The 19,485-nt window shown below is 39.2% G+C and carries 18 protein-coding genes, 1 tRNA gene and 1 pseudogene; 12 read left to right on the forward strand and 8 right to left on the reverse strand.

The annotated features are described in order from the left end of the window. Positions 1-835 precede the first annotated feature (835 nt). From pheT to D0T50_RS01390, 3 genes are read left to right on the forward strand one after another with little or no spacing between them, the layout of a single operon-like run. Positions 836-3,298, forward strand: coding sequence for a phenylalanine--tRNA ligase subunit beta (gene pheT / locus D0T50_RS01380; protein WP_163221188.1), 2,463 nt, complete (start codon positions 836-838; stop codon positions 3,296-3,298). 20 nt (positions 3,299-3,318) lie between these two features. Continuing rightward, on the forward strand, positions 3,319-4,050 hold the full coding sequence (locus tag D0T50_RS01385) for a YebC/PmpR family DNA-binding transcriptional regulator (RefSeq protein WP_163221190.1): 732 nt from the start codon (positions 3,319-3,321) through the stop codon (positions 4,048-4,050). After that, on the forward strand, positions 4,047-4,292 hold the full coding sequence (locus tag D0T50_RS01390; protein WP_163221192.1) for a TIGR03905 family TSCPD domain-containing protein: 246 nt from the start codon (positions 4,047-4,049) through the stop codon (positions 4,290-4,292). The genes D0T50_RS01385 and D0T50_RS01390 overlap by 4 nt, the downstream gene beginning before the upstream one ends. A gap of 176 nt (positions 4,293-4,468) precedes the next feature. Here the strand turns inward: D0T50_RS01390 and D0T50_RS01395 are convergent, their stop codons facing one another. Genes D0T50_RS01395 through D0T50_RS01410 form a run of 4 tightly spaced genes read right to left on the reverse strand, consistent with a single transcriptional unit; the run spans position 4,469 to position 8,713 of the window. Then, the gene (locus D0T50_RS01395) at positions 4,469-5,662 is read right to left on the reverse strand and encodes an OmpA family protein (protein ID WP_163221316.1); all 1,194 of its coding nucleotides are present in this window, start codon (positions 5,660-5,662) and stop codon (positions 4,469-4,471) included. Between the two features lie 58 nt (positions 5,663-5,720). Then, positions 5,721-6,461: a YjbH domain-containing protein gene (locus D0T50_RS01400; protein WP_163221194.1), complete on the reverse strand. Its 741-nt coding sequence runs from the start codon at positions 6,459-6,461 to the stop codon at positions 5,721-5,723. Between the two features lie 43 nt (positions 6,462-6,504). Next, positions 6,505-7,437 carry a carboxypeptidase-like regulatory domain-containing protein gene (locus D0T50_RS01405; protein ID WP_163221195.1) on the reverse strand — a complete coding sequence of 311 codons (933 nt, stop codon included), beginning with the start codon at positions 7,435-7,437 and terminating at the stop codon, positions 6,505-6,507. Between the two features lie 16 nt (positions 7,438-7,453). After that, entirely contained in the window at positions 7,454-8,713 is a 1,260-nt protein-coding gene (locus D0T50_RS01410; RefSeq protein ID WP_163221196.1) for a YjbH domain-containing protein, read from the reverse strand. A gap of 202 nt (positions 8,714-8,915) precedes the next feature. Here D0T50_RS01410 and ruvX point away from each other — a divergent pair, with 202 nt between their 5' ends. From ruvX to D0T50_RS01450, 8 genes are all read left to right on the forward strand, one after another. Beyond that, positions 8,916-9,338: a Holliday junction resolvase RuvX gene (ruvX, locus tag D0T50_RS01415; protein ID WP_163221197.1), complete on the forward strand. Its 423-nt coding sequence runs from the start codon at positions 8,916-8,918 to the stop codon at positions 9,336-9,338. A 10-nt stretch (positions 9,339-9,348) separates the two neighbouring features. Beyond that, positions 9,349-9,903, forward strand: a complete 555-nt coding sequence (gene def, locus D0T50_RS01420) for a peptide deformylase (protein ID WP_163221198.1) — start codon at positions 9,349-9,351, stop codon at positions 9,901-9,903. Between the two features lie 291 nt (positions 9,904-10,194). Beyond that, a complete protein-coding gene (locus D0T50_RS01425) occupies positions 10,195-10,956 on the forward strand; it encodes an SDR family oxidoreductase (RefSeq protein WP_163221199.1) in 762 nt (253 codons plus the stop codon). Between the two features lies 1 nt (position 10,957). Beyond that, positions 10,958-11,362, forward strand: coding sequence for a lipocalin-like domain-containing protein (locus tag D0T50_RS01430; protein WP_163221200.1), 405 nt, complete (start codon positions 10,958-10,960; stop codon positions 11,360-11,362). A 20-nt stretch (positions 11,363-11,382) separates the two neighbouring features. Further along, the gene (locus D0T50_RS01435; protein ID WP_163221201.1) at positions 11,383-11,877 is read left to right on the forward strand and encodes an SPOR domain-containing protein; all 495 of its coding nucleotides are present in this window, start codon (positions 11,383-11,385) and stop codon (positions 11,875-11,877) included. 101 nt (positions 11,878-11,978) lie between these two features. Next, positions 11,979-12,806 (forward strand): DUF3805 domain-containing protein, encoded by an 828-nt coding sequence (locus D0T50_RS01440; protein WP_370520851.1) that lies wholly within the window; start codon positions 11,979-11,981, stop codon positions 12,804-12,806. Beyond that, positions 12,806-14,668, forward strand: coding sequence for an ABC-F family ATP-binding cassette domain-containing protein (locus tag D0T50_RS01445; RefSeq protein WP_163221203.1), 1,863 nt, complete (start codon positions 12,806-12,808; stop codon positions 14,666-14,668). The genes D0T50_RS01440 and D0T50_RS01445 overlap by 1 nt, the downstream gene beginning before the upstream one ends. Next, on the forward strand, positions 14,665-15,516 hold the full coding sequence (locus D0T50_RS01450; RefSeq protein WP_163221204.1) for a histidinol-phosphatase: 852 nt from the start codon (positions 14,665-14,667) through the stop codon (positions 15,514-15,516). Before D0T50_RS01445 ends, D0T50_RS01450 begins: the two co-directional genes overlap by 4 nt. A gap of 12 nt (positions 15,517-15,528) precedes the next feature. Here D0T50_RS01450 and D0T50_RS01455 read toward each other — a convergent pair whose 3' ends face one another. Beyond that, positions 15,529-16,290, reverse strand: coding sequence for a glycerophosphodiester phosphodiesterase family protein (locus tag D0T50_RS01455; RefSeq protein ID WP_163221205.1), 762 nt, complete (start codon positions 16,288-16,290; stop codon positions 15,529-15,531). A gap of 170 nt (positions 16,291-16,460) precedes the next feature. On the opposite strand from D0T50_RS01455, the pseudogene D0T50_RS13710 reads away from it, so the two are divergent. Next, a pseudogene (locus D0T50_RS13710) lies at positions 16,461-16,577 on the forward strand (cysteine synthase A); the annotation flags it as partial. Between the two features lie 321 nt (positions 16,578-16,898). On the opposite strand, the gene D0T50_RS01460 reads toward D0T50_RS13710, so the two are convergent. From D0T50_RS01460 to D0T50_RS01470, 3 genes are all read right to left on the reverse strand, one after another. Beyond that, positions 16,899-16,971: transfer RNA gene (locus D0T50_RS01460), tRNA-Lys, on the reverse strand. Between the two features lie 111 nt (positions 16,972-17,082). Further along, positions 17,083-17,922, reverse strand: coding sequence for an MBL fold metallo-hydrolase (locus tag D0T50_RS01465; RefSeq protein ID WP_163221206.1), 840 nt, complete (start codon positions 17,920-17,922; stop codon positions 17,083-17,085). 90 nt (positions 17,923-18,012) lie between these two features. Continuing rightward, positions 18,013-19,380 (reverse strand): MFS transporter, encoded by a 1,368-nt coding sequence (locus tag D0T50_RS01470; protein WP_163221207.1) that lies wholly within the window; start codon positions 19,378-19,380, stop codon positions 18,013-18,015. Between the last annotated feature and the right edge of the window lie 105 nt (positions 19,381-19,485).

Below are 19,485 nucleotides of genomic sequence, written 5' to 3' on the forward strand. Positions count from 1 at the left end.
GCTACAAACAATAAACATACCATTTATAGTTTTGCTGTTAATAAATGTTATATGGGGATATATTCTACAACTTTATTGAAAAATAGTTGATTATTTTAGTCTTTTCCACTTGTATAATAACCGATAAGTCTGTTTGATGTAAGCCAACATTACTGCTTGTTCTGTATTTGTATAATATTGTATATCTTGAAAACGACATAAAAACAACCAATATGATTCCCTTATTACTTTTATACTTTCTTTTTGGTTAATGCTGTTTGATGAAGTGGGGTGAGTCTCAACTTGCAAAAGTGCTCTACAAGCCTTCTGGGTAGGGTGTTTTTGAATCGAAAAGAGCCTATGGATGAGCGACTGTTTGCCATAGGCTCACGACCCATCATCCATAAGCATACAGAGTGTTTGCTTATGGCAAACGGTCGTTCGTCCATAGGCATAGAAAGAAAAATGGACTGTGTTTGAATGTAGAACTGACTGTGTTCTTTCCTGGTTTTGACTGTGTTTTTATTCAAGATGCAGTCAGAAAAATAGGCGTTATAAGCCTCGTAGGGTATGTTTTGGGTGATGTGAGTGTTTTTTACACTGTTTGAGGCGTTTTTTCTAAAGCCGTTTTCCTGCGATTTTTCCTGTCCACGCGTTGGCTTTTCTCATTTTATCGCATTCTCGAAGCCTTTGACATTATGATAGTTTTCCAATTACCATCGACCTGCAGAAAAGTTTATATTTATAACCACAAAAGAATGTCATTGCCTATTTAGTTTATTTAATTAAGGTGGAATATGCCATTCTTTTTTTAACTTTGCGCATCTTTTTGAATATTATAAAACATTATCTATATATGAATATCTCTTATAACTGGCTCAAACAGTACCTTGAGTTTGATTTAACGCCCGACGAAGTTGCAGCTGCACTCACCTCAATCGGTTTGGAAACCGGTGGTGTTGAAGAAGTTCAGACCATAAAAGGAGGTCTTGAAGGAATAATAATTGGAGAAGTTTTAACTTGCATTGAGCATCCCAACTCCGATCATTTGCACATTACAACCGTGAATTTTGGGAGCGGAGAACCTGTGCAGATTGTTTGCGGAGCACCCAATGTAGCTGCCGGACAAAAAGTTGTTGTTGCCACAAACGGCACCATCTTATATAATGGTGAAGAGTCTTTTACCATCAAGAAGTCTAAAATACGCGGTGTGGAGTCCAATGGAATGATTTGTGCCGAAGACGAAATAGGTATTGGTACTGCACACGATGGAATTATAGTACTTCCTGCCGATGCCGTTCCTGGTACACCTGCCAAAGATTATTATAATATAAAGAGTGACTATGTGCTCGAAGTCGATATTACACCCAATCGTGTTGACGGAAGCTCACACTATGGTGTAGCGCGCGACCTTTATGCGTATTTGTTGCAAAATGGTAAAGTTGCAGAACTGAAGAAACCTTCTGTCGATGCGTTTGCCGTTGACAATCACGAACTCGACATTGATATTGTTGTAGAAAATACAGAAGCATCTCCACGCTATGCCGGTGTTACCATTAAAGGGGTTACTGTAAAAGAGAGCCCGGATTGGTTGCAAGACAAACTGCGTATAATTGGATTGCGCCCTATTAATAATGTGGTAGATATTACAAACTACATACTACATTCGTTTGGTCAGCCGTTACACTGCTTCGATGCCGATAAGATTGTTGGCAACAAAGTAGTTGTTAAAACACTCTCTGAAGGAACATCTTTCACTACATTAGACCATGTAGAGCGCAAACTTTCCGAACGCGACCTGATGATTTGTAATGAAGAACGCCCTATGTGTATTGCCGGAGTGTTTGGCGGGATAGAATCGGGTGCTACGGAAGAAACAAAGAACATATTCCTCGAAAGTGCTTACTTTCATCCTACATGGGTGCGTAAAACTGCTCGCCGTCATGGTTTGAATACCGACGCTTCTTTCCGTTTTGAAAGAGGAGTAGACCCTAACAACGTTATATATTGCCTGAAGCTTGCCGCATTGATGGTGAAAGAATTGGCAGGCGGTACTATCTCGTCAGAAATAAAAGATATCTATCCAAATCCGATACAGGATTTTGTAGTAGAGCTTATATATAATAAGGTGAACTTATTGGTAGGTAAAGAAATTCCGGCAGAAACGATAAAAAGCATTGTTGCCAGCTTGGGAATGAAAATCACCAACGAAACACCAGAAGGAATAACACTTGCCGTACCTCCTTATCGGGTAGATGTGCAACGTGATGTGGATGTGATTGAAGATATTCTACGCATATACGGATATAATAATGTGGAAATACCCACAGCGCTTAGCTCAAGTTTAACAACTAAAGGCCCCGAAGACAAATCGTACAAGTTGCAAAACCTGATATCGGAGCAATTGGTTGGTTGTGGGTTTAACGAAATCATGAACAACTCCCTGACTCGCGCTGCTTACTATAGCGAGTTAGAGTCGTACCCTGCTAACGACTTGGTAATGCTGCTTAATCCTTTAAGCAATGACTTGAATGGTATGAGGCAGACTCTGCTCTTCGGCGGTTTAGAAAGTATTGCACACAATGCTAACCGCAAGAGTGGCGACCTTAGATTCTTTGAATTTGGTAACTGCTATTATTTCAATGCCGAAAAGAAAGGTGGCGAAAAACCTTTGGCTGCTTACCGCGAGGAATATCACCTTGCTATGTGGCTGACAGGAAAAAGAGTCACAAACTCTTGGGCACATGCTGATGAAAGCAGCTCTGTTTATGAACTTAAAGCGTATGTGGAGAATGTTTTGCTTCGTTTGGGCTTGAACTTGCGCGACTTGGTGGTTGGTAATCTAATCAATGATATTTATGCCACAGCCTTGTCGGTAGATACAAGAGGAGGGAAGCGCTTGGGGGCGTTTGGAGTTGTATCGAAGAAAATCTGTAAATCGCTCGATATAGATAGCGAGGTATATTACGCCGAGCTTAATTGGCAAGAACTAATGAAGGCAATTCGTTCGGTGAAGGTGTCATACAAGGAACTTTCCAAGTACCCGGCTGTGAATCGCGATTTAGCGCTATTGCTAGATAAGAAAGTGCAATTTGCCGATATTGAGAAGATTGCTTACGAAACAGAGAGGAAGCTCCTTCGCAAAGTGGAATTGTTCGATGTGTATGAAGGAAAAAATATGGAAGCAGGTAAAAAATCGTATGCTGTAAGCTTTACGTTGCAGGACGAGACACAAACCCTGACCGACAAAGTAATTGATAAAATAATGTCCAAACTGATCAGAAACCTTGAAGAGAAGCTTGGTGCCAAACTTAGATAATACATTAAAAATATACGATAATGGGAAGAGCATTTGAATATAGGAAAGCAACAAAAATGAAAAGATGGGGCAATATGGCCCGTACTTTCACAAGAATTGGTAAGCAAATAGCCATTGCAGTTAAAGCTGGTGGCCCTGATGCGGAAAACAATCCACACTTAAGAGCCATCATTGCCAACGCTAAACGCGAAAACATGCCAAAAGATAATATTGAGCGTGCTATCAAGAATGCGATGGGTAAAGACCAGAAAGACTACAAAGAAATGAATTACGAAGGTTACGGTCCGTTTGGTATCGCTATCTTAGTAGAGACAGCTACAGATAATACCACTCGTACGGTGGCTAACGTTCGTAGTGTGTTCACTAAATTTGGCGGGCAGCTGGGAACTTCGGGTAGCTTGGATTTTATGTTTAATCATAAATCAGTGTTTACCATTACCAAGAAGGAAGATATGTCTGTAGAAGACTTGATTCTTGAACTTATTGATTTTGGTGTAGACGAAGACTATGACGAAGAAGATGATGAAATAACCATCTATGCCGAATTTCAATCGTTCAACGCCATTCAAAAATACTTAGAAGAAAATGGTTACGAAATAAAGAGTTCGGAATTCACACGTATTCCAACCGACGAGAAAGACCTTAATTCCGAACAACGCGCTACTATAGAAAAAATGGTTGAGCGTTTGGAAGATGATGAAGATGTGCAGAATGTTTATACAAACATGAAGCCTGCCGAAGACGAAGAATGATATATACTTATCGCACAACAGGCACCTGTAGTACCAATATTGAGATAGAAGTTGAAGGTGATGTTATTAAGAATGTAGTTTACTGGGGAGGTTGCAACGGAAACTTGCAAGGAATCTCTAAGTTGCTAAAAGGCATGAAAGTATCTGATGTAATAAGTAAACTGGAAGGCATTAAATGCGGAAATCGTTCAACCTCTTGTCCCGATCAACTCTGTAAGGCGCTACACGAGATGGGTTATTAAAGAAGATTTAAGATAGGAATTCAAAAAGCGGTATGTTCTACATTATAGAACATACCGCTTTTTGTTTTGGTTGTAATAGGGCTCTTGAATTAGTATAGGGCAATAGAGCACAAAAAAAGGTGCCCTTTCGGACACCTTTTAGTAAATAGAGCTGGAACTCTCAATAGACCCTTATCTTATTCCAGAATTACTACACGGTTAAGCATGTTTTTACCAAACATGTTGTCTGTTCCACCGAATCCAACAAGTTCTAATTGACTGCTGCTTACGCCTTCTTTAATAAGAGCATCGTAAACTTCTTGAGCACGTCTTTCAGACAATGTTTGATTCCAGCTACTGCTACCAGTTGCTTTGTCAGCATATCCTGCAATTTTGTATTTCTTGTTAGGATTAGCTTTGATAATTTTAGCTGCCAATTGGATGTTAACCATTCCATAGTCGTCGATCTTGCTCTTTCCAATTTGGAAGAAGATAGCGCGAGGACCTGCAACTTCGATTTCTTTAACAACTTCTTTAGTTTGTGGCTTATTAGCAAGTGATCTTTTGCAAGCAGCAAGTTCATCTTCAGCATCTTTCAATGCTTGACGATACTTATTGATTTCATTGTTAAGTGCGTCTACGTCAATTTTAGGTCCGCAATTAACAAATTTCTTGCCACCGAAAGTATAAGAAAGACCAGCCATAACAGATACAGCACCATCAGTATGAGATCTTGTATATTTACCAAATGGAGAAGGAGAAACTTCACCTCTTGCTTCGATATTGATATCCCAATATTTACCAATGTTGAATTGTCCCATAATACCTACAGAACCATTGATTAAAGCTTTTACTTTGCCAGAATCCACATTTCTTACCCAAGTTCCGTTAGCTGTATTAACAACATACTCTTGTGTTCCGTAACCTTTTGCAAAAGTAAAGCCAGGACCTGCGAATACAGAGAATGTAAATACGCGGTTAGGGTTGTAGCCACAGAATAAATTTGAAAGATTCAATAAACCATCAAGGTGAGTGTTGATGTAGTTCTTTTTCACTTTTTCAAAATCTCCATATCCTGAAAAATTGCCGTCTGCGTCAACAGTACCAGCGTTATAGTCAGTGTATAAAGTTGTTTTCCAACCATTAACCTGTCCGCGGATACCCCAAACAGGAGTAAACCACTTACCGATAGAGAAAGATACTTTAGGGGTGATAGCATCGCCTAAACCATTGTCTCTGTTGTCTGGATTCATGCTAGCTTGTACACCACCTCCAATGCTAATAAAGATATTATCTCCTGCTTTTTCGCTGAAGAATTTCTCTTTAGTCTGAGCTGTTGCTGTTACTGCAGCAGCCACAAATAAAGATAATATTACTAATTTATTTTTCATTTTTTTAGTTTTTAATATTTTCAACTCTTTTATTCTTTTGTTTGTTCCGACCATTTGTTTACTTCAAGTAAATCTTGTAAGCAAGACCGCCGGTAAAGTATTTCATTTTTTGCATTTCTACCTGCACGTGCAAATGGTTGAAAAACAAATAGGTAGCACCAAACGCAAAATCTTTTGAATCATACTCTGCAACTATTCGTAGGCTGGGCAACGCGGATGGCGAGTAGGTCACACCTGCTGCAATCCCATTCAGCTTATACTCTCTTCGGTCGTTATAAAGATAGGAGAGATGTACTCCTATTTGTTCTTTTCCTAACGAAAAGTGTTTGGTTGCTGCTATGAAGTAACGGCTGAAATAACCATTGCCATCAGTAGGAAGCGTAGAACCAGTCGATGATGTAAATGGATCTGAAGCTCCAACAACCACAGCTGGCATATGTTGCCAAAATTGCCCTTCTTTCAAAACTCGCAGTCGACCGGCAAAGTGCCTGTCTTGATTCGTAAATCCTGAATAACCGTAGGGTTTTAGCCCTAATGATTCCGCTGTGAAAAGTGTACAGATGTACGAAATCTCAAGAAACGGGAATATGGTTACATTCAGAAAATAATTATACGTATGGTAGTACCAAGTAGGAGGAGTTATCTCCTTATTTAAGAAATTACCACCTAATATTACTGTTTTATCTCGTTGCATTTCTGCAGACGGAGCATGCAGTAATCCGGTAACACCATAAGTCATTTGTGCTGAAAGTACTAACTGATAACATAAAAACAAACTCAATAGAATTAACTTTTTCATTTATTCGCGGTTTCAAGTGTTGCTTTCAGCGCCTACTTATTTATTAGATACCAGAAGCAGAACCACCACCAGCATTCAAGTTTCCACTGTGTCCGTGTCCTAATCCGTGTCCGTGGTAAATATTGTTAGAGAACTGAGTACTTCCAAATTCCCAAGCGTAAGCAACTACAACTACAATTTTATAAGTCACACCATTATACTTTATAATATGAGTATCTTCTTTGTATTTAGTTGTAGAAAAAACTGTTTTTACTGAAGAATAAGGAGCTAATTCAAATTTGTACTCTTTATCTTCTGTCGCAAATACAGCATCAATAGCAGCGGGTGCGCCACCATACAAAGCTGCAAGGTATGTACTAATATACTCTTTCAAACCATCAAGAGCTGCTCTCGTTGTAACACCAAGTTCGTCAGTAAGAAGACCAGCGCCTACGTTTACATTAAAATTGAAAGTTAAGTCAATGAAGTTGGCTGAATCATTAACATAGTCAACTTCTTCATCCTCAGTAGCATCGAAAGTTACTGTTGAAGGATTTTTCTCTGTTGTACTAACAGTCATAGTTAAGCCTTCGATTTGGAAGCTTTCTGATTGCAATACAGCGTTAAATTGGTAAGTAGCAGCTTGACCAGCTTTCAAAGCAGTAACAGTTAACGAACCACTTGATGCAGTGTATCCATCTTTAGAAACAGCGATAGTGTAAGCTCCAGCTTTTTCTGTAGTAAAGGTGTAAGCACCAGCTACTGTAGTTAAAGTTTTAGAATCAGCGCCACTGAAAGCTACTGTTGCACCATCAATTACTTTACCTGTAACTACGTCAGTAACAGTACCAACAACTGTGTAAAGAGCTGCGGGCGGATTGTAAGGAAGAGTAACATCGTCCTTCTCTGATTCATAACAGCTTGTAAACATTGTGCCACTTACGGCAAGTAAGGCTAACGCTAACTTAGCGTTGATGCCAAAGAATTTACTTTTCATTTTCATTTTAATAAAATTAAAAATTTGATAATTCTGATTTAATAAAATATGGGTTATAATTTATTTCATATGCATAATTACTACCCAAACGGGGAGTATATGATTTTCCGTAATATCTTTCATTTCCAGCATTGTACAAGATACCCATGTATTTTGCCGTTGTTATTCTTACTTTATTTCTTTTATATTTTCCGTAAGGAGGCAACATTACCTGAAAATAGAAACCACCATTCGTTTTCGAGTATTTGGCATCTCCACTAATTTCTCGTATGGCTTCTGTTTTCATTGCATAAAACCCTATGGCTGCATATCTAAACATTCTCATAAAGTCAACACGTACTCCTTTTTCTCCATATAAATACTGCTCCACTTTTACGCTGAGCTGAGTATTGTATTTTGTCCAATAGTAATTAGCTCCTACAGTCCACGTTAATCTCTTCAATGGGCTGGCATGCCAAACCCAATCTTTAAAGTACGAAACGCCTGTATAGCCAATTTTACCTTCCAATGAAAATTGCTCATTCTTTGGGATGAAGTGTTTAACACTTAAATCGCCTCCCCACCTATTATTATTAAAGGTACCTACAGTACCAGTAACAAATGTGTTGTAGGGAAGTCGCATTGTTTGTGCTAATGTAATATATCCTTGTCTTACCTGTTTGTATTCAGGTCCGTAGTCGTTAACCACAGGGATTATTACTTGTCCGGTTAGTTTCATTCCTTTCCACATCGATATTTCCACAGCAGGGTTTATATTCAAAAGCACCTGGTATATTTGTGTTATAATGTAGTTCTGGAAAGAGAAATCCGGATATACCACCACATCAATCTTAAACAAAGAGCTATTTTTTACTTTCTGCTTTCTTATCTTCTCCCAACTATCTCCCAAATCATGACTAACATCCCAATCGTGACGAGTCGCTATTTGGGTTTCTCTAGCATTCTCTACCGGTTGGTATTTCAAAGAAATAACAGGAACATTATTATCTAAAACAATGACCCTACACACTTTGTTCTCAGGCATCCCAAATTCTTGAATTTTGTCTATTGCCTTTCCAATGCCAACTCCACCTGAACGATATGATGCATTTTCCAATACATAAACACGCTCTTCTTCATCTTCGGTCCAAGAAACATTTTCAAATCCCATTCCAATCAAAACATCAACTGTTGTATCAGCACTCTGGGAATAAACTTCTACTGAGAAAAGACATAATAGAAAGACGAACGTTCTATATTGTTTTATACAGTTAATGTTTGGATATTTAATGTTCATCAATTTGTTAGGGCAAAGAGCCCATTCTATTTACTTCTATTATTTTTATTTGTAAATATAGTGCAAAAATAAGGACATTTTTAAGAATGACAAAGGAATATTCATCAAAAAGCTGGTTTTAGCTCTCTTTTTTGTTAATAAACGTTTGAGGAAAGATATATTAGTAGCTTTATCGCATTATTTATATCTTTGCACCCTAATAATGAAAAGAATACTTGCGATAGATTATGGTAAAAAGCGCACAGGCATTGCAGTAAGTGATACCTTGCAGCTCATAGCGAATGGTTTGCAAACTATTCCAACTCACGAGCTTATTGATTTTATTATAAACTATATTGCTAAAGAACCGGTCGAAGTAATTGTTGTTGGAAAACCTAAACAGATGAATTATGAAGATTCGGAAAATTGGAATAGAATCGAAGTTTTTGTTCGGTTACTCAACAAAAAGCTGCCTGATATTCCAGTGGAATTTGTTGACGAGCGATTTACGTCGGTGCTGGCTCAACGAACAATGCTTGAGGCCGGACTAAAGAAAAAAGCACGGCAGAACAAAGCCTTGGTTGATGAAATAAGTGCAACAATAATACTGCAATCATATTTAGAAAGTAAACGTTTAAATTTATAATTAAGAAAAAATGATACTACCCATTTACATATATGGACAGCCTGTGCTACGAAAAGTAGCGGAAGATATCACACCCGATTATCCGGAACTGAAAGCTCTGATAGAAAATATGTACGAAACAATGAAAAGAGCGGAAGGCGTAGGCTTAGCCGCACCACAGATAGGTCTTCCTATTCGTGTTGTTGTTATCGACCTAAGTGTGTTTGGTGATGATGAACCTGAATTCAAAGACTTCCGGAAAACATATATAAACCCACATATCATTGAAGCAGAAGGCGAAGAGATATCTATGGAAGAAGGGTGCTTGAGTTTGCCAGGTATCCATGAGGAGGTAAAAAGAAGTAATAAAATTCGAGTGAAATACATGGACGAGAATTTTGTCGAATACGACGAGGTTGTTGAGGGGTATTTGGCAAGAGTTATGCAGCATGAGTTCGATCACCTTGATGGAAAAATGTTTATTGATCATATATCTGCGTTACGTAAACAAATGATAAAAGGTAAGTTGAATGCAATGCTGAAAGGACAAGCGCGCTGCCACTATAAGGTAAAAACCATAAAGTAAACATATAGCGGCTATAAGCCTCAAAAAGAGGCACAGACGAGAATTTATTTTCTCTCTGTGCCTCTTTTTTATGCCTTTATGGCTGGTTTTGTGGTAACCAGTTGGAGCAAGAATGGTTACCACTACTATCCTAAATGGTTACCACGGGTATTTATAGTGGTTACCAGTAATACTCTTTGTGGTAACCGCTAAGTTGGTTTGCTTGTATTTAATTTTATTTAAGCAGAAAATAAAATGCGCCTCCAAGAATATATAATATATTTGTGAAGAATTTATAAACAACAATATAATATGGAGAATATTGTTTTTATTACAGGTGCAAGCAATGGAATAGGAGAGGCTTGTGCCCGTAAATTTGCAGCGCAAGGATACAATTTAATCCTGAATGCAAGAAGTGTAGATAAGCTACAGCAAATTAAAAACGAACTTACGGAGAAATACAATATACAAGCTTTAGTACTGCCTTTTGATGTGAGAAATCGCTCGGAAATAGTGCAGGCTTTAGAGTCATTGCCCGTTGAATGGAAGAACATTTCCATCCTTATCAATAATGCCGGATTGGTAATAGGTGTTGATAAAGAGTTTGAAGGAAATCTGGATGAGTGGGACATTGTGATTGATACCAATATCAAAGGACTGCTTGCAATGACACGATTGTTGGTTCCCGGCATGCTCGAACGTGCTAAAGGACATATTATTAATATAGGATCTATTGCCGGTGAGGCGGCTTATCCGGGTGGAAGTGTGTATTGTGCAACAAAAGCTGCAGTAAAAGCTCTTTCGGACGGATTGCGTATTGACTTAGTTGACACACCGCTTCGGGTAACAAATATAAAGCCAGGCATGGTCGAAACAAATTTCTCTGTAGTAAGATATCGTGGAGATAAACAAACAGCTGATAATTTTTACAAAGGCATACAGCCGTTAACTGGCGATGATGTTGCGGAAACTGTTTACTTTGCGGCCTCGGTTCCTGCGCATGTTCAAATAGCAGAAGTGCTCATCATGCCAACAAATCAGGCAACAGGTACCATCTCTTACAAAAAGCAATAAAGTGAAAAGCCTTATACCAAAGTTTTGTCTATTGCTATTACTGTGTGGGTTCTTTTCGTGTTCAAAAAGTGATGAATCTATACTGGAAGAGAAGTGGAAACTGATTAGCGTTGAAAATATAGATGGAACAAAAGCAGAAGCAGGCGCGGTGTTTTATAATTTCCAGAAGGGAAGCTTTTCGGCTATTTGTATAGATAACGATGCGTATCATTCCTTTTATGGAAACTATGCGCTGAACGAAAAGGTTCTTTCCATTGTTATTATTCCAGAGAACACAACAGGCGAAGTATATGAAAAATATATCGGTTGGGAAGAAGGAAGTAATGTGTTTGTTGTTGAACAGCTGACAAGTTCCCGGCTTCGGTTAAGAGATGAAGAAAGAATATTAACTTTTAGAAAATATTAATCAATTAATAACGTAAAATTATGAAGAAACAAATCGTATTAGGAATGGGATTGTGTGTTGCTTTTGCTTTCGCAGGTTGTAAATCAAGCGAAAGTGCTTACAAAAAAGCATACGAACAAGCTAAGCAACAAGAATTGACCGAAACGGTTGCCACTGCTCCGGTAGAGGTAGCTCCTGCTGCTGCACCGGTTGAATCTGTAAGAGTAGTGAAACCTGCTGAAGAAGGAGTGCGTCAGGAAAAAGTTACCTATGTGTCGGGACAAAACGAACTGAAAGATTACAGTGTGGTTTGCGGAAGTTTCTCATTAAAAGCTAATGCCGAAAGCCTGAAAGATTACTTGGAGACTCAAGGTTATACCCCAACAATCGCATTCAATGCAGAAGCTGCTATGTATCGCGTAATTGTAGCATCGTATGGTGATCGTGCTTCGGCTGCTGCTGCACGCGATGCTTTCAAAGCTAAATATCCAAATCGTAATGACTTCCAAGGTTCTTGGTTGTTGTATCGTTTGTAGTAATTTGATGATATAATAAGAAAGCCCAAAGAGAGATTATTCTCCTTTGGGCTTTTTTCATATCTTTGCATTTGTATTAATATAGCAAATTTATGACTGAAATATCCGGTAAAAAATTTATTTCACCGGGAGCTTGGTTCTCCCTCTATTATCCTATTAATTGGCATGAGTTTGAAGACATGGAGGGTAGCTTCCTTTTTTACGATCCGGTTGACTGGACGGGGAACTTTCGTATATCTGCTTTCAAGAAGGATGAATCCTTTAGAGATGCCATGCGATACGGTTCCGAAGCAGTGAAGAAAGAACTTAAAGAAAATGCTGCTGCTACGTTGGTAACGATAGGAAAACACCAATGTGCTTATAGCCAAGAAAACTTTCAGGAAAAAGAAATAGAATATACTAGTCACATCTGGGTGTTTGGGCAGGAAAATGTCTCTTTTGAATGTAGTTTTACTGTGCCAAAAGGAAAAGCAGCCGACAAAGCCAAGCAAATTATATCTACAGTAGAAATCAGGAAGGATGGGGTTAAGTATCCTGCTGAGACTATTCCTGTGCGAATAGCCGAAATCTCTCTTATTGATGAAAGCTATCGGTGGACAACTGAGTTGGTGAAAGCTACTTTGAAGAAAGATTTTCAAGGAGCGGAAGAAGATCTACCCAAATTGCAATCTGTCATTGATAACGGCAACATAAATACTAAAAAACGCGATGCCTGGAATGCCATCGGTATTACCCTGTGTGTTATTATCGCTAATGAAATAGAAGGAATGGAGTGGGTAACTCTCATTGACGGAAATCGTGAAGCTCCTGTGTTGTGTTATAAAAACGAACAACAAATAGACCCCATGAAATTGGTGTGGAGCAAGGTTAAAGCAGGTGAAATATGCGATGTGGTTGAAGCATACAAAAACGTAATAGCTAATCTGTAATGGTAAACCTGCAAATAGATAGCCTTACTAAATCTTTTGGCGATCATATACTTTTTGAGAATATTACATTTAGTATTCTCGAAGGACAACGCATCGGACTCATAGCGAAGAACGGAGCAGGTAAAACTACTCTCCTTAATATTATAGCTGGCAAGGAAGGATACGACAGCGGAGAAGTTGTCTTTCGTCGCGATATCACCGTGGGGTACTTGGAGCAAGACCCTGTTTATCCCGAAAATCTGAACGTACTCGAAGCATGTTTCTATCATGGTAACCACCTTATTGAGCTGATTAAAGAGTACGAACTTGCCATGGCAACCGAAGGTAATCCCGGGCTGGAAGCATTGCTCACCCGCATGGAATACGAAAAGGCGTGGGATTACGAAAGAAAGGCGAAACAAATCCTCACGCAACTTAAGATAACAGATTTTACACAACCTGTCAACCAACTATCGGGTGGGCAGCTCAAGCGCATTGCTTTGGCAAACGCATTGATTACTGAGCCCGATTTATTAATACTTGACGAACCTACCAACCATCTCGATTTAGATATGATTGAATGGTTGGAGGGATATTTGCAAAAGTCAAACCTTAGTCTGCTTATGGTAACGCACGACCGTTATTTCCTCGATAGGGTTTGTTCCGAAATTCTTGAGATAGACAATAAACAGATATACAGTTATAAAGGGAACTACAGCTATTATTTGGAGAAACGCGAAGAACGTGTGGATGCCAAAAATCAAGAGATAGCTCGTGCCACAAATCTGTATCGCACGGAACTGGAGTGGATGCGTCGTATGCCACAAGCACGTGCACATAAAGCAAAATATCGCGAAGACGCTTTTTATGATTTGGAGAAGGTTGCCAAACAGCGTCAAAACAACGATACCATTCAGTTGAATGTGAAGTCTTCGTACATTGGTTCTAAAATATTCGAAGCCGAACACGTATATAAAAGCTATGACAATGTAAAAATACTCGAAGACTTTTCGTACATCTTTGCCCGTTACGAGAAAATGGGAATTGTGGGCAATAACGGAACTGGAAAATCTACTTTTATCAAGATACTGCAAGGTGAAGTTAAGCCGGATAGTGGAACGATTGAGGTTGGTGAAACGGTTCGTTTCGGATATTATTCGCAATCGGGTTTGCAGTTTAATGAAGAGATGAAGGTGATTGATGTGGTACAAGATATTGCTGAAGTAATAGAACTGGGTAATGGAAAGCAACTATCGGCTTCGCAATTTCTACAGCATTTCCTCTTTACGCCCGAAACGCAGCACAATTACGTGTATAAGTTGAGTGGAGGTGAGCGTCGCAGACTTTATCTCTGTACAATCCTCATGCGCAACCCCAATTTCTTGGTGCTGGATGAGCCTACCAACGACTTGGATATCATTACATTAAATATTCTCGAAGAGTATTTGCAAAACTTCAAAGGCTGCTTAATTGTTGTGTCGCACGACCGCTATTTTATGGACAAGGTGGTAGATCATCTTTTAGTCTTTAATGGGCAGGGCGATGTACGCGATTTTCCAGGTAACTACTCTGATTACCGCGCTTGGAAAGCTCTGCAGGAGCAAAAAAAGAAAGAAGAAGAGAAGCCTGTTGAGGAGAAAAAACAACGCGTACGTACTACCGAGAAACAAAAATTAAGCTTCAAGGAAAAGCGGGAGTTTGAACAATTGGAACAGGAGATAGCTACCCTTGAAGAAGAAAAAAAAGTTATTGAATCAGCTCTTTGCAGTGGAACTTTATCTGTCGATGAACTTACGGAGAAGTCTAAGCGACTACCCATACTTACCGATCTGATTGATGAGAAAACCATGCGATGGCTGGAATTAAGCGAAATAGAATCATGAATCTAACCAATTATCATACACATTGCTCTTTTTGTGATGGCAAAGCGCCACTCGAAGAGTTTGTTCAGGAAGCCATTGCGCAAAAGTTCACCTCCTACGGTGTTTCTTCACATGCTCCATTACCTTTTTCCACAGCTTGGACAATCAATAGCGAAGCTGCTTTGAATGATTACTTTCAGGAGTTTTATCGTTTGAAAGAAAAATACAGTGGGGAAATAGAACTGTATCTTGGTTTGGAAATTGATTATATGAATGACGAAAGCAATCCTGCGTCAGCATATTTCCAGGCACTTCCATTAGATTATCGTATCGGATCACTGCACATGATTTACAATCTGAAAGGCGAGGTTGTAGATGTAGATTGCGGACCGGAGAAGTTCCGGGAAATTGTAGACAACCACTTTGATGGCGATCTTGTGCATGTTATTAATGTGTATTATCAACGACTCACACGAATGGTTGAATTGGGTGGCTTCGATATTTTGGGACATCCTGACAAGATACACCACAACGCCATGTGCTATCGTCCTGGTATTCTGGATGAATCATGGTACGAAAATATTATGAACAACTATTTTCAACGAATAGCCGCTGCAGGTTGTATGCTTGAGGTAAATACTAAAGCCTATTTTCAGCGTGGTGTGTTCTTTCCCAATGAACGCTATTTTTCACAGATAAAGCAGTTGGGTATTCCTGTAGTGGTAAATAGCGATGCGCACTTACCTAAGAATATAAACGATGCGCGCCCCGAAGCATTGGCAGCTCTGTTGAAAGCTGGCTATACCGAGGTTATGGAACTGCACGGTGGCGAGTGGAAAAGCGTAAAAATAGGAGAGTGTAAGGAGTAAAAAAATCCTTGATTAATTTCCTCCTTTTAGTATACGGTGCAACAATAGTGGCTCGTCGGTGGTTATGAAATCAATGCCTTGATCGATAGCCCATCTCATGTCAGCTTCTTTGTTGACTGTCCACACATTAACCTTCATGCCAAGTTCGTGCGATTCTTTTATCCAACCGGGATTCTTTTTGAGTACACTAAGGTTGTAGTCGGGTCCTGTGCATCCTATCTCTTTCAACTCTTTCGGCGAGAGATTACCGTTTAAATAATAAACTGGGGTGCTTGGGGATGCTAAACGGATAAATTCCTTGGTGGCATGTAGCGAAAAACTTATGTATTCCACTCTCTCCTCCAAGTTATACTTTTTTATTAATCCAATGATTTCTTCTACAGCACGAGTTTCCCGTTTGGCAGATGAATGTTTCTTTAATTCGATGATTAAACGCACATTTAGCTTTCGTGCTTCGGATAGATATTCTTTTAGTGTAGGGAGCTTTTCGCCATTTGCCAGTTTCAGTTTTTTGATAGCGCTCGATTTATCATTTTCCATTGACACCCCCTTATAGAACGGGTCGTGGTTTACAAACAATACATTGTCTTTACTAAGCCATACATCCAATTCGCTGCCATAACACTTGGCAGAATCAGCTTTTTGCATAGCGGCAATACAGTTTTGAGTAGCGCCTTCCGTTTTCCAAAATCCCCGGTGAGCAATAACCTGTGTTTGTGTACAAACCTTATCAACAAACACAGACAGCAATAGTAGTACTAATATTTTTTTCATAATGAGCTGATTTCGTTTCTTACAAAAGTATCGAAAAATATTTTAATACAAAGAAACTGTCCTGAATAATAAAATACCACAAATGTGTTATTTCTAATTTATAATATACTTTTGTAGAAAATACAATTGATATAATTATGGAAAAGATTGCAGAAAAATAAACCGATCTCATTGGTAACACTCCATTGTTAGAACTGAAATCTTTTGAGAAACATTTATCTATAGATGCGCATTTGATTGGAAAGTTAGAGTATTTTAACCCATTAGGAAGTATGAAAGACCGTATAAAACGAATAAAGTATGAAACAAGGTATTGTAGTAGAAAACGGCTCAATTCGAAATCTTTGTTGGTGCTTGTCTTCCCTTTACATTTCTGCTTATTCCCCCAAAATACAACGTGCTCTAAGACGCTTCTGAGAGGGGTATTTCAGCCCCAAATACTTGACGCGTCAACTCTTTATACTTGACGCGTGTACTCTTTATACTTGACGCTTCAAGTATTTGGAGCACACGGCTATACTATTTTCCCTATAACTTTAAGTTGTGCAAGTGGCATAAAGAAAAAACGCTAAAAGTCTATAATTTAGACGATTAGCGTTTCCTTTTTGTACACCCTCAGGGACTCGAACCCTGGACCCATTGATTAAGAGTCAATTGCTCTACCAGCTGAGCTAAGAGTGCATCTCTTTTAGCGTGTGCAAATTTACGTTTTTTGTTTTATTAGCCAAAACTTTTCAAATTATTTTCTACAAAAAATGTCATAAAAACAAGAACGGTAGTGGTGTGGAATGCTTATTCCCACTCATACAGTTCCGACGCAGTATTTCGTTTTAGTGCAACGAGCTGTACATCCTTTCCGGGAATGATGCCTTTTGCACGCAGTTTATATTCTACAGTTTTGTAGGCAAGCTCAGGGTGGTTGTTGTCTTTACTCAAGTGACACAACCAGATGTGTTGCAGATGTTCGTTGATGTTTTCGGCAAGAAAATCGGCAGTAGCATTGTTGCTTAAATGCCCGTTACTACCTGTGATGCGTTGTTTTAAGTATTCGGGGTAGGTGCCCATTCGAAGCATTTCGTCATCGTAGTTGGCTTCCAAAATGAGGTAATGGGCTTTATTGATGTAGTGTGCTGCTAATGGGGTTATTTCACCTAAGTCGGTTAAAAACGAAAAATTCTTTCCGCCAACCTCTATATAATAACCTACATTATCTGTTCCGTCGTGAGGAACTTCAAAAGCAGTGATGTTAAAAGCAGCTATTTGAGTTGGCTCTTCTTTTTTGATGTATCGTACGCAACTGTATAGTTTTTCGGTAACACAGTAACTTTTATTAATCCCTTCGTGAATATGCGCGGTAGTATAAATCGGTATATGTAGTTTCTCGCCTAAATTGCCAACAGACTTGATGTGGTCGGCATGGTCGTGTGTAACGAGTACACCAAGAATTGACTCCATAGCAATGTTTACATCTTTCAGTCTTTTCTTAATAGTGCGCACACCAATACCAGCATCTATGAGTATGCCGTGCTTGCCGTAGCCTAAGTAGTAACAGTTGCCGCTACTTCCGCTTGCCAGACTTAAAAATTTCACTGTGGGGGTATTCTGAATGGGGTAATCTATTTCTAATTGCATCTTTATTTGTTTATTCATTCGCAGTGGGACGAACAAAAAAGCCGTCACTTCGGAAAAGTGACGGCAAATATAGCGAAAAAAGGAGTATGCCTATGCTAGCTTCTCTTTCTTTTTGTCAATTCCTCGGGTGATTTTTCCAAATATCAGCAATGCAAAAGCGGCAATTAATCCAATAGCGGCAAAATAGAACCAGATATAGTGTGCGTTGGCGCTAGCTGCTTGCCATGCCTCGTGAGAATCGAACAGTGCGGGATCCGGACAATACTTAGTAAGCAGCCAACCAGCCAGTCCAAAACCGAAAATAGAAGATAGAAATGAATGTAAATGACTGAAGCCTAAATACATACCTTCTTCTCCTTTGGGCGCTTGCAGAGAGAAATACTCCAGATAGCGTGGCGAAATGAAACACTCTGATAATCCTTGTACAACAATCCCAACAATCATCATTAATGTAATATTGCTAACACCAGCAATTACTTCGTTCTCCAAAATATTGCCGCAAGCCATTAGTATAGCAGAAAATGGAATCAAAAACATACCAATATTCATGGAGGTTATGGCGGTTCTCTTGGACAATAGTTTCGTTATGAAACCTACGCAGCACACCACCACTAATGGATTCACATTAGCAATCCAACCTGGCCGGGCAGCTTCGCCTGCTAAGCGGATAACGTATTTGGGCATGGTTGCATACAATTGGTGTTGCACCATCCAGAAGCCGGTAACAATTATAATTAGTACCACCAAACGCCAGTTGCTAAGTAGCCGTTTAAAACCCTCCCAAATATCTAGCATGCTTTTGCCTTCTCCAGCTGTTTCGGCAGATTTGTACAGGAAGTAAACAGCAATAAGGGCAATGAGGGTCATAGTCCCCGAGAAATAATTAATAAAGATATACGCTTCGTCACCTACGATACCTCGTAGCGGATCAATAATAGTTTTTCCGGTAAAGGCACCAATATTTACCATCATATAGAAAATGGAATAGCCTTTTGCGCGATTGGCCTCGGTGGTTTCTTTGGCAACCGATGCGGATATAACAGATTTAATGAAAGAACCACCTACTACTATACAGAGCAAAACCGGTACAATAACCCAACGATAGGCACTATTGTGTAGCCCGTTGAAGGTGGTTGTTTGTCCGTATGAAACCAGTCCGGTGCTTTCGAGGAGGGTGGGGAATATGGCTAACCCGAAGTATCCGATAGTCAGCAATGTAAATGCAGTAAGCATGGATTTGCGAAAACCAATTTTGTCGGCATAGGCACCCGAGAAAATGGGTAATAGATACAAACCGCCCGAGAATAATCCGGAGATGATACTTGCTTCGAAGTCATTGAAACCAAGAATATTCGATAAGTAGAGTGTTAAAACTATAAAAACGGCATAATATGCCATTCGCTCGAACAACTCTACGGTATTGCTCACCCAAAATGCTTTGGTAAATCCTTTTTTCATAGCATTGAATTAGTTGATGAATTTATTTTTCGCGGACAAAGTTATAAAAAAAGGGCACTTCGCAAAGTACCCTTTATTGTATTATCGGTTCTGTTTAACCTCATT

It is taken from the genome of Bacteroides sp. 214, assembly GCF_010501015.1.
In the GTDB taxonomy this organism is placed as follows: domain Bacteria; phylum Bacteroidota; class Bacteroidia; order Bacteroidales; family Bacteroidaceae; genus Bacteroides.

Coding starts and splice junctions, on each gene's coding strand:
- D0T50_RS01390 (WP_163221192.1), top strand. CDS start 4,047: ATGATATATACTTATCGCACAACAGGCACCTGTAGTACCAATATTGAG.
- D0T50_RS01465 (WP_163221206.1), bottom strand. CDS start 17,922: ATGCAATTAGAAATAGATTACCCCATTCAGAATACCCCCACAGTGAAA.
- D0T50_RS01410 (WP_163221196.1), bottom strand. CDS start 8,713: ATGAACATTAAATATCCAAACATTAACTGTATAAAACAATATAGAACG.
- D0T50_RS01445 (WP_163221203.1), top strand. CDS start 12,806: ATGGTAAACCTGCAAATAGATAGCCTTACTAAATCTTTTGGCGATCAT.
- D0T50_RS01470 (WP_163221207.1), bottom strand. CDS start 19,380: ATGAAAAAAGGATTTACCAAAGCATTTTGGGTGAGCAATACCGTAGAG.
- D0T50_RS01435 (WP_163221201.1), top strand. CDS start 11,383: ATGAAGAAACAAATCGTATTAGGAATGGGATTGTGTGTTGCTTTTGCT.
- D0T50_RS01400 (WP_163221194.1), bottom strand. CDS start 6,461: ATGAAAAAGTTAATTCTATTGAGTTTGTTTTTATGTTATCAGTTAGTA.
- D0T50_RS01450 (WP_163221204.1), top strand. CDS start 14,665: ATGAATCTAACCAATTATCATACACATTGCTCTTTTTGTGATGGCAAA.
- ruvX (WP_163221197.1), top strand. CDS start 8,916: ATGAAAAGAATACTTGCGATAGATTATGGTAAAAAGCGCACAGGCATT.
- pheT (WP_163221188.1), top strand. CDS start 836: ATGAATATCTCTTATAACTGGCTCAAACAGTACCTTGAGTTTGATTTA.
- D0T50_RS01385 (WP_163221190.1), top strand. CDS start 3,319: ATGGGAAGAGCATTTGAATATAGGAAAGCAACAAAAATGAAAAGATGG.
- D0T50_RS01405 (WP_163221195.1), bottom strand. CDS start 7,437: ATGAAAAGTAAATTCTTTGGCATCAACGCTAAGTTAGCGTTAGCCTTA.
- def (WP_163221198.1), top strand. CDS start 9,349: ATGATACTACCCATTTACATATATGGACAGCCTGTGCTACGAAAAGTA.
- D0T50_RS01395 (WP_163221316.1), bottom strand. CDS start 5,662: ATGAAAAATAAATTAGTAATATTATCTTTATTTGTGGCTGCTGCAGTA.
- D0T50_RS01425 (WP_163221199.1), top strand. CDS start 10,195: ATGGAGAATATTGTTTTTATTACAGGTGCAAGCAATGGAATAGGAGAG.
- D0T50_RS01455 (WP_163221205.1), bottom strand. CDS start 16,290: ATGAAAAAAATATTAGTACTACTATTGCTGTCTGTGTTTGTTGATAAG.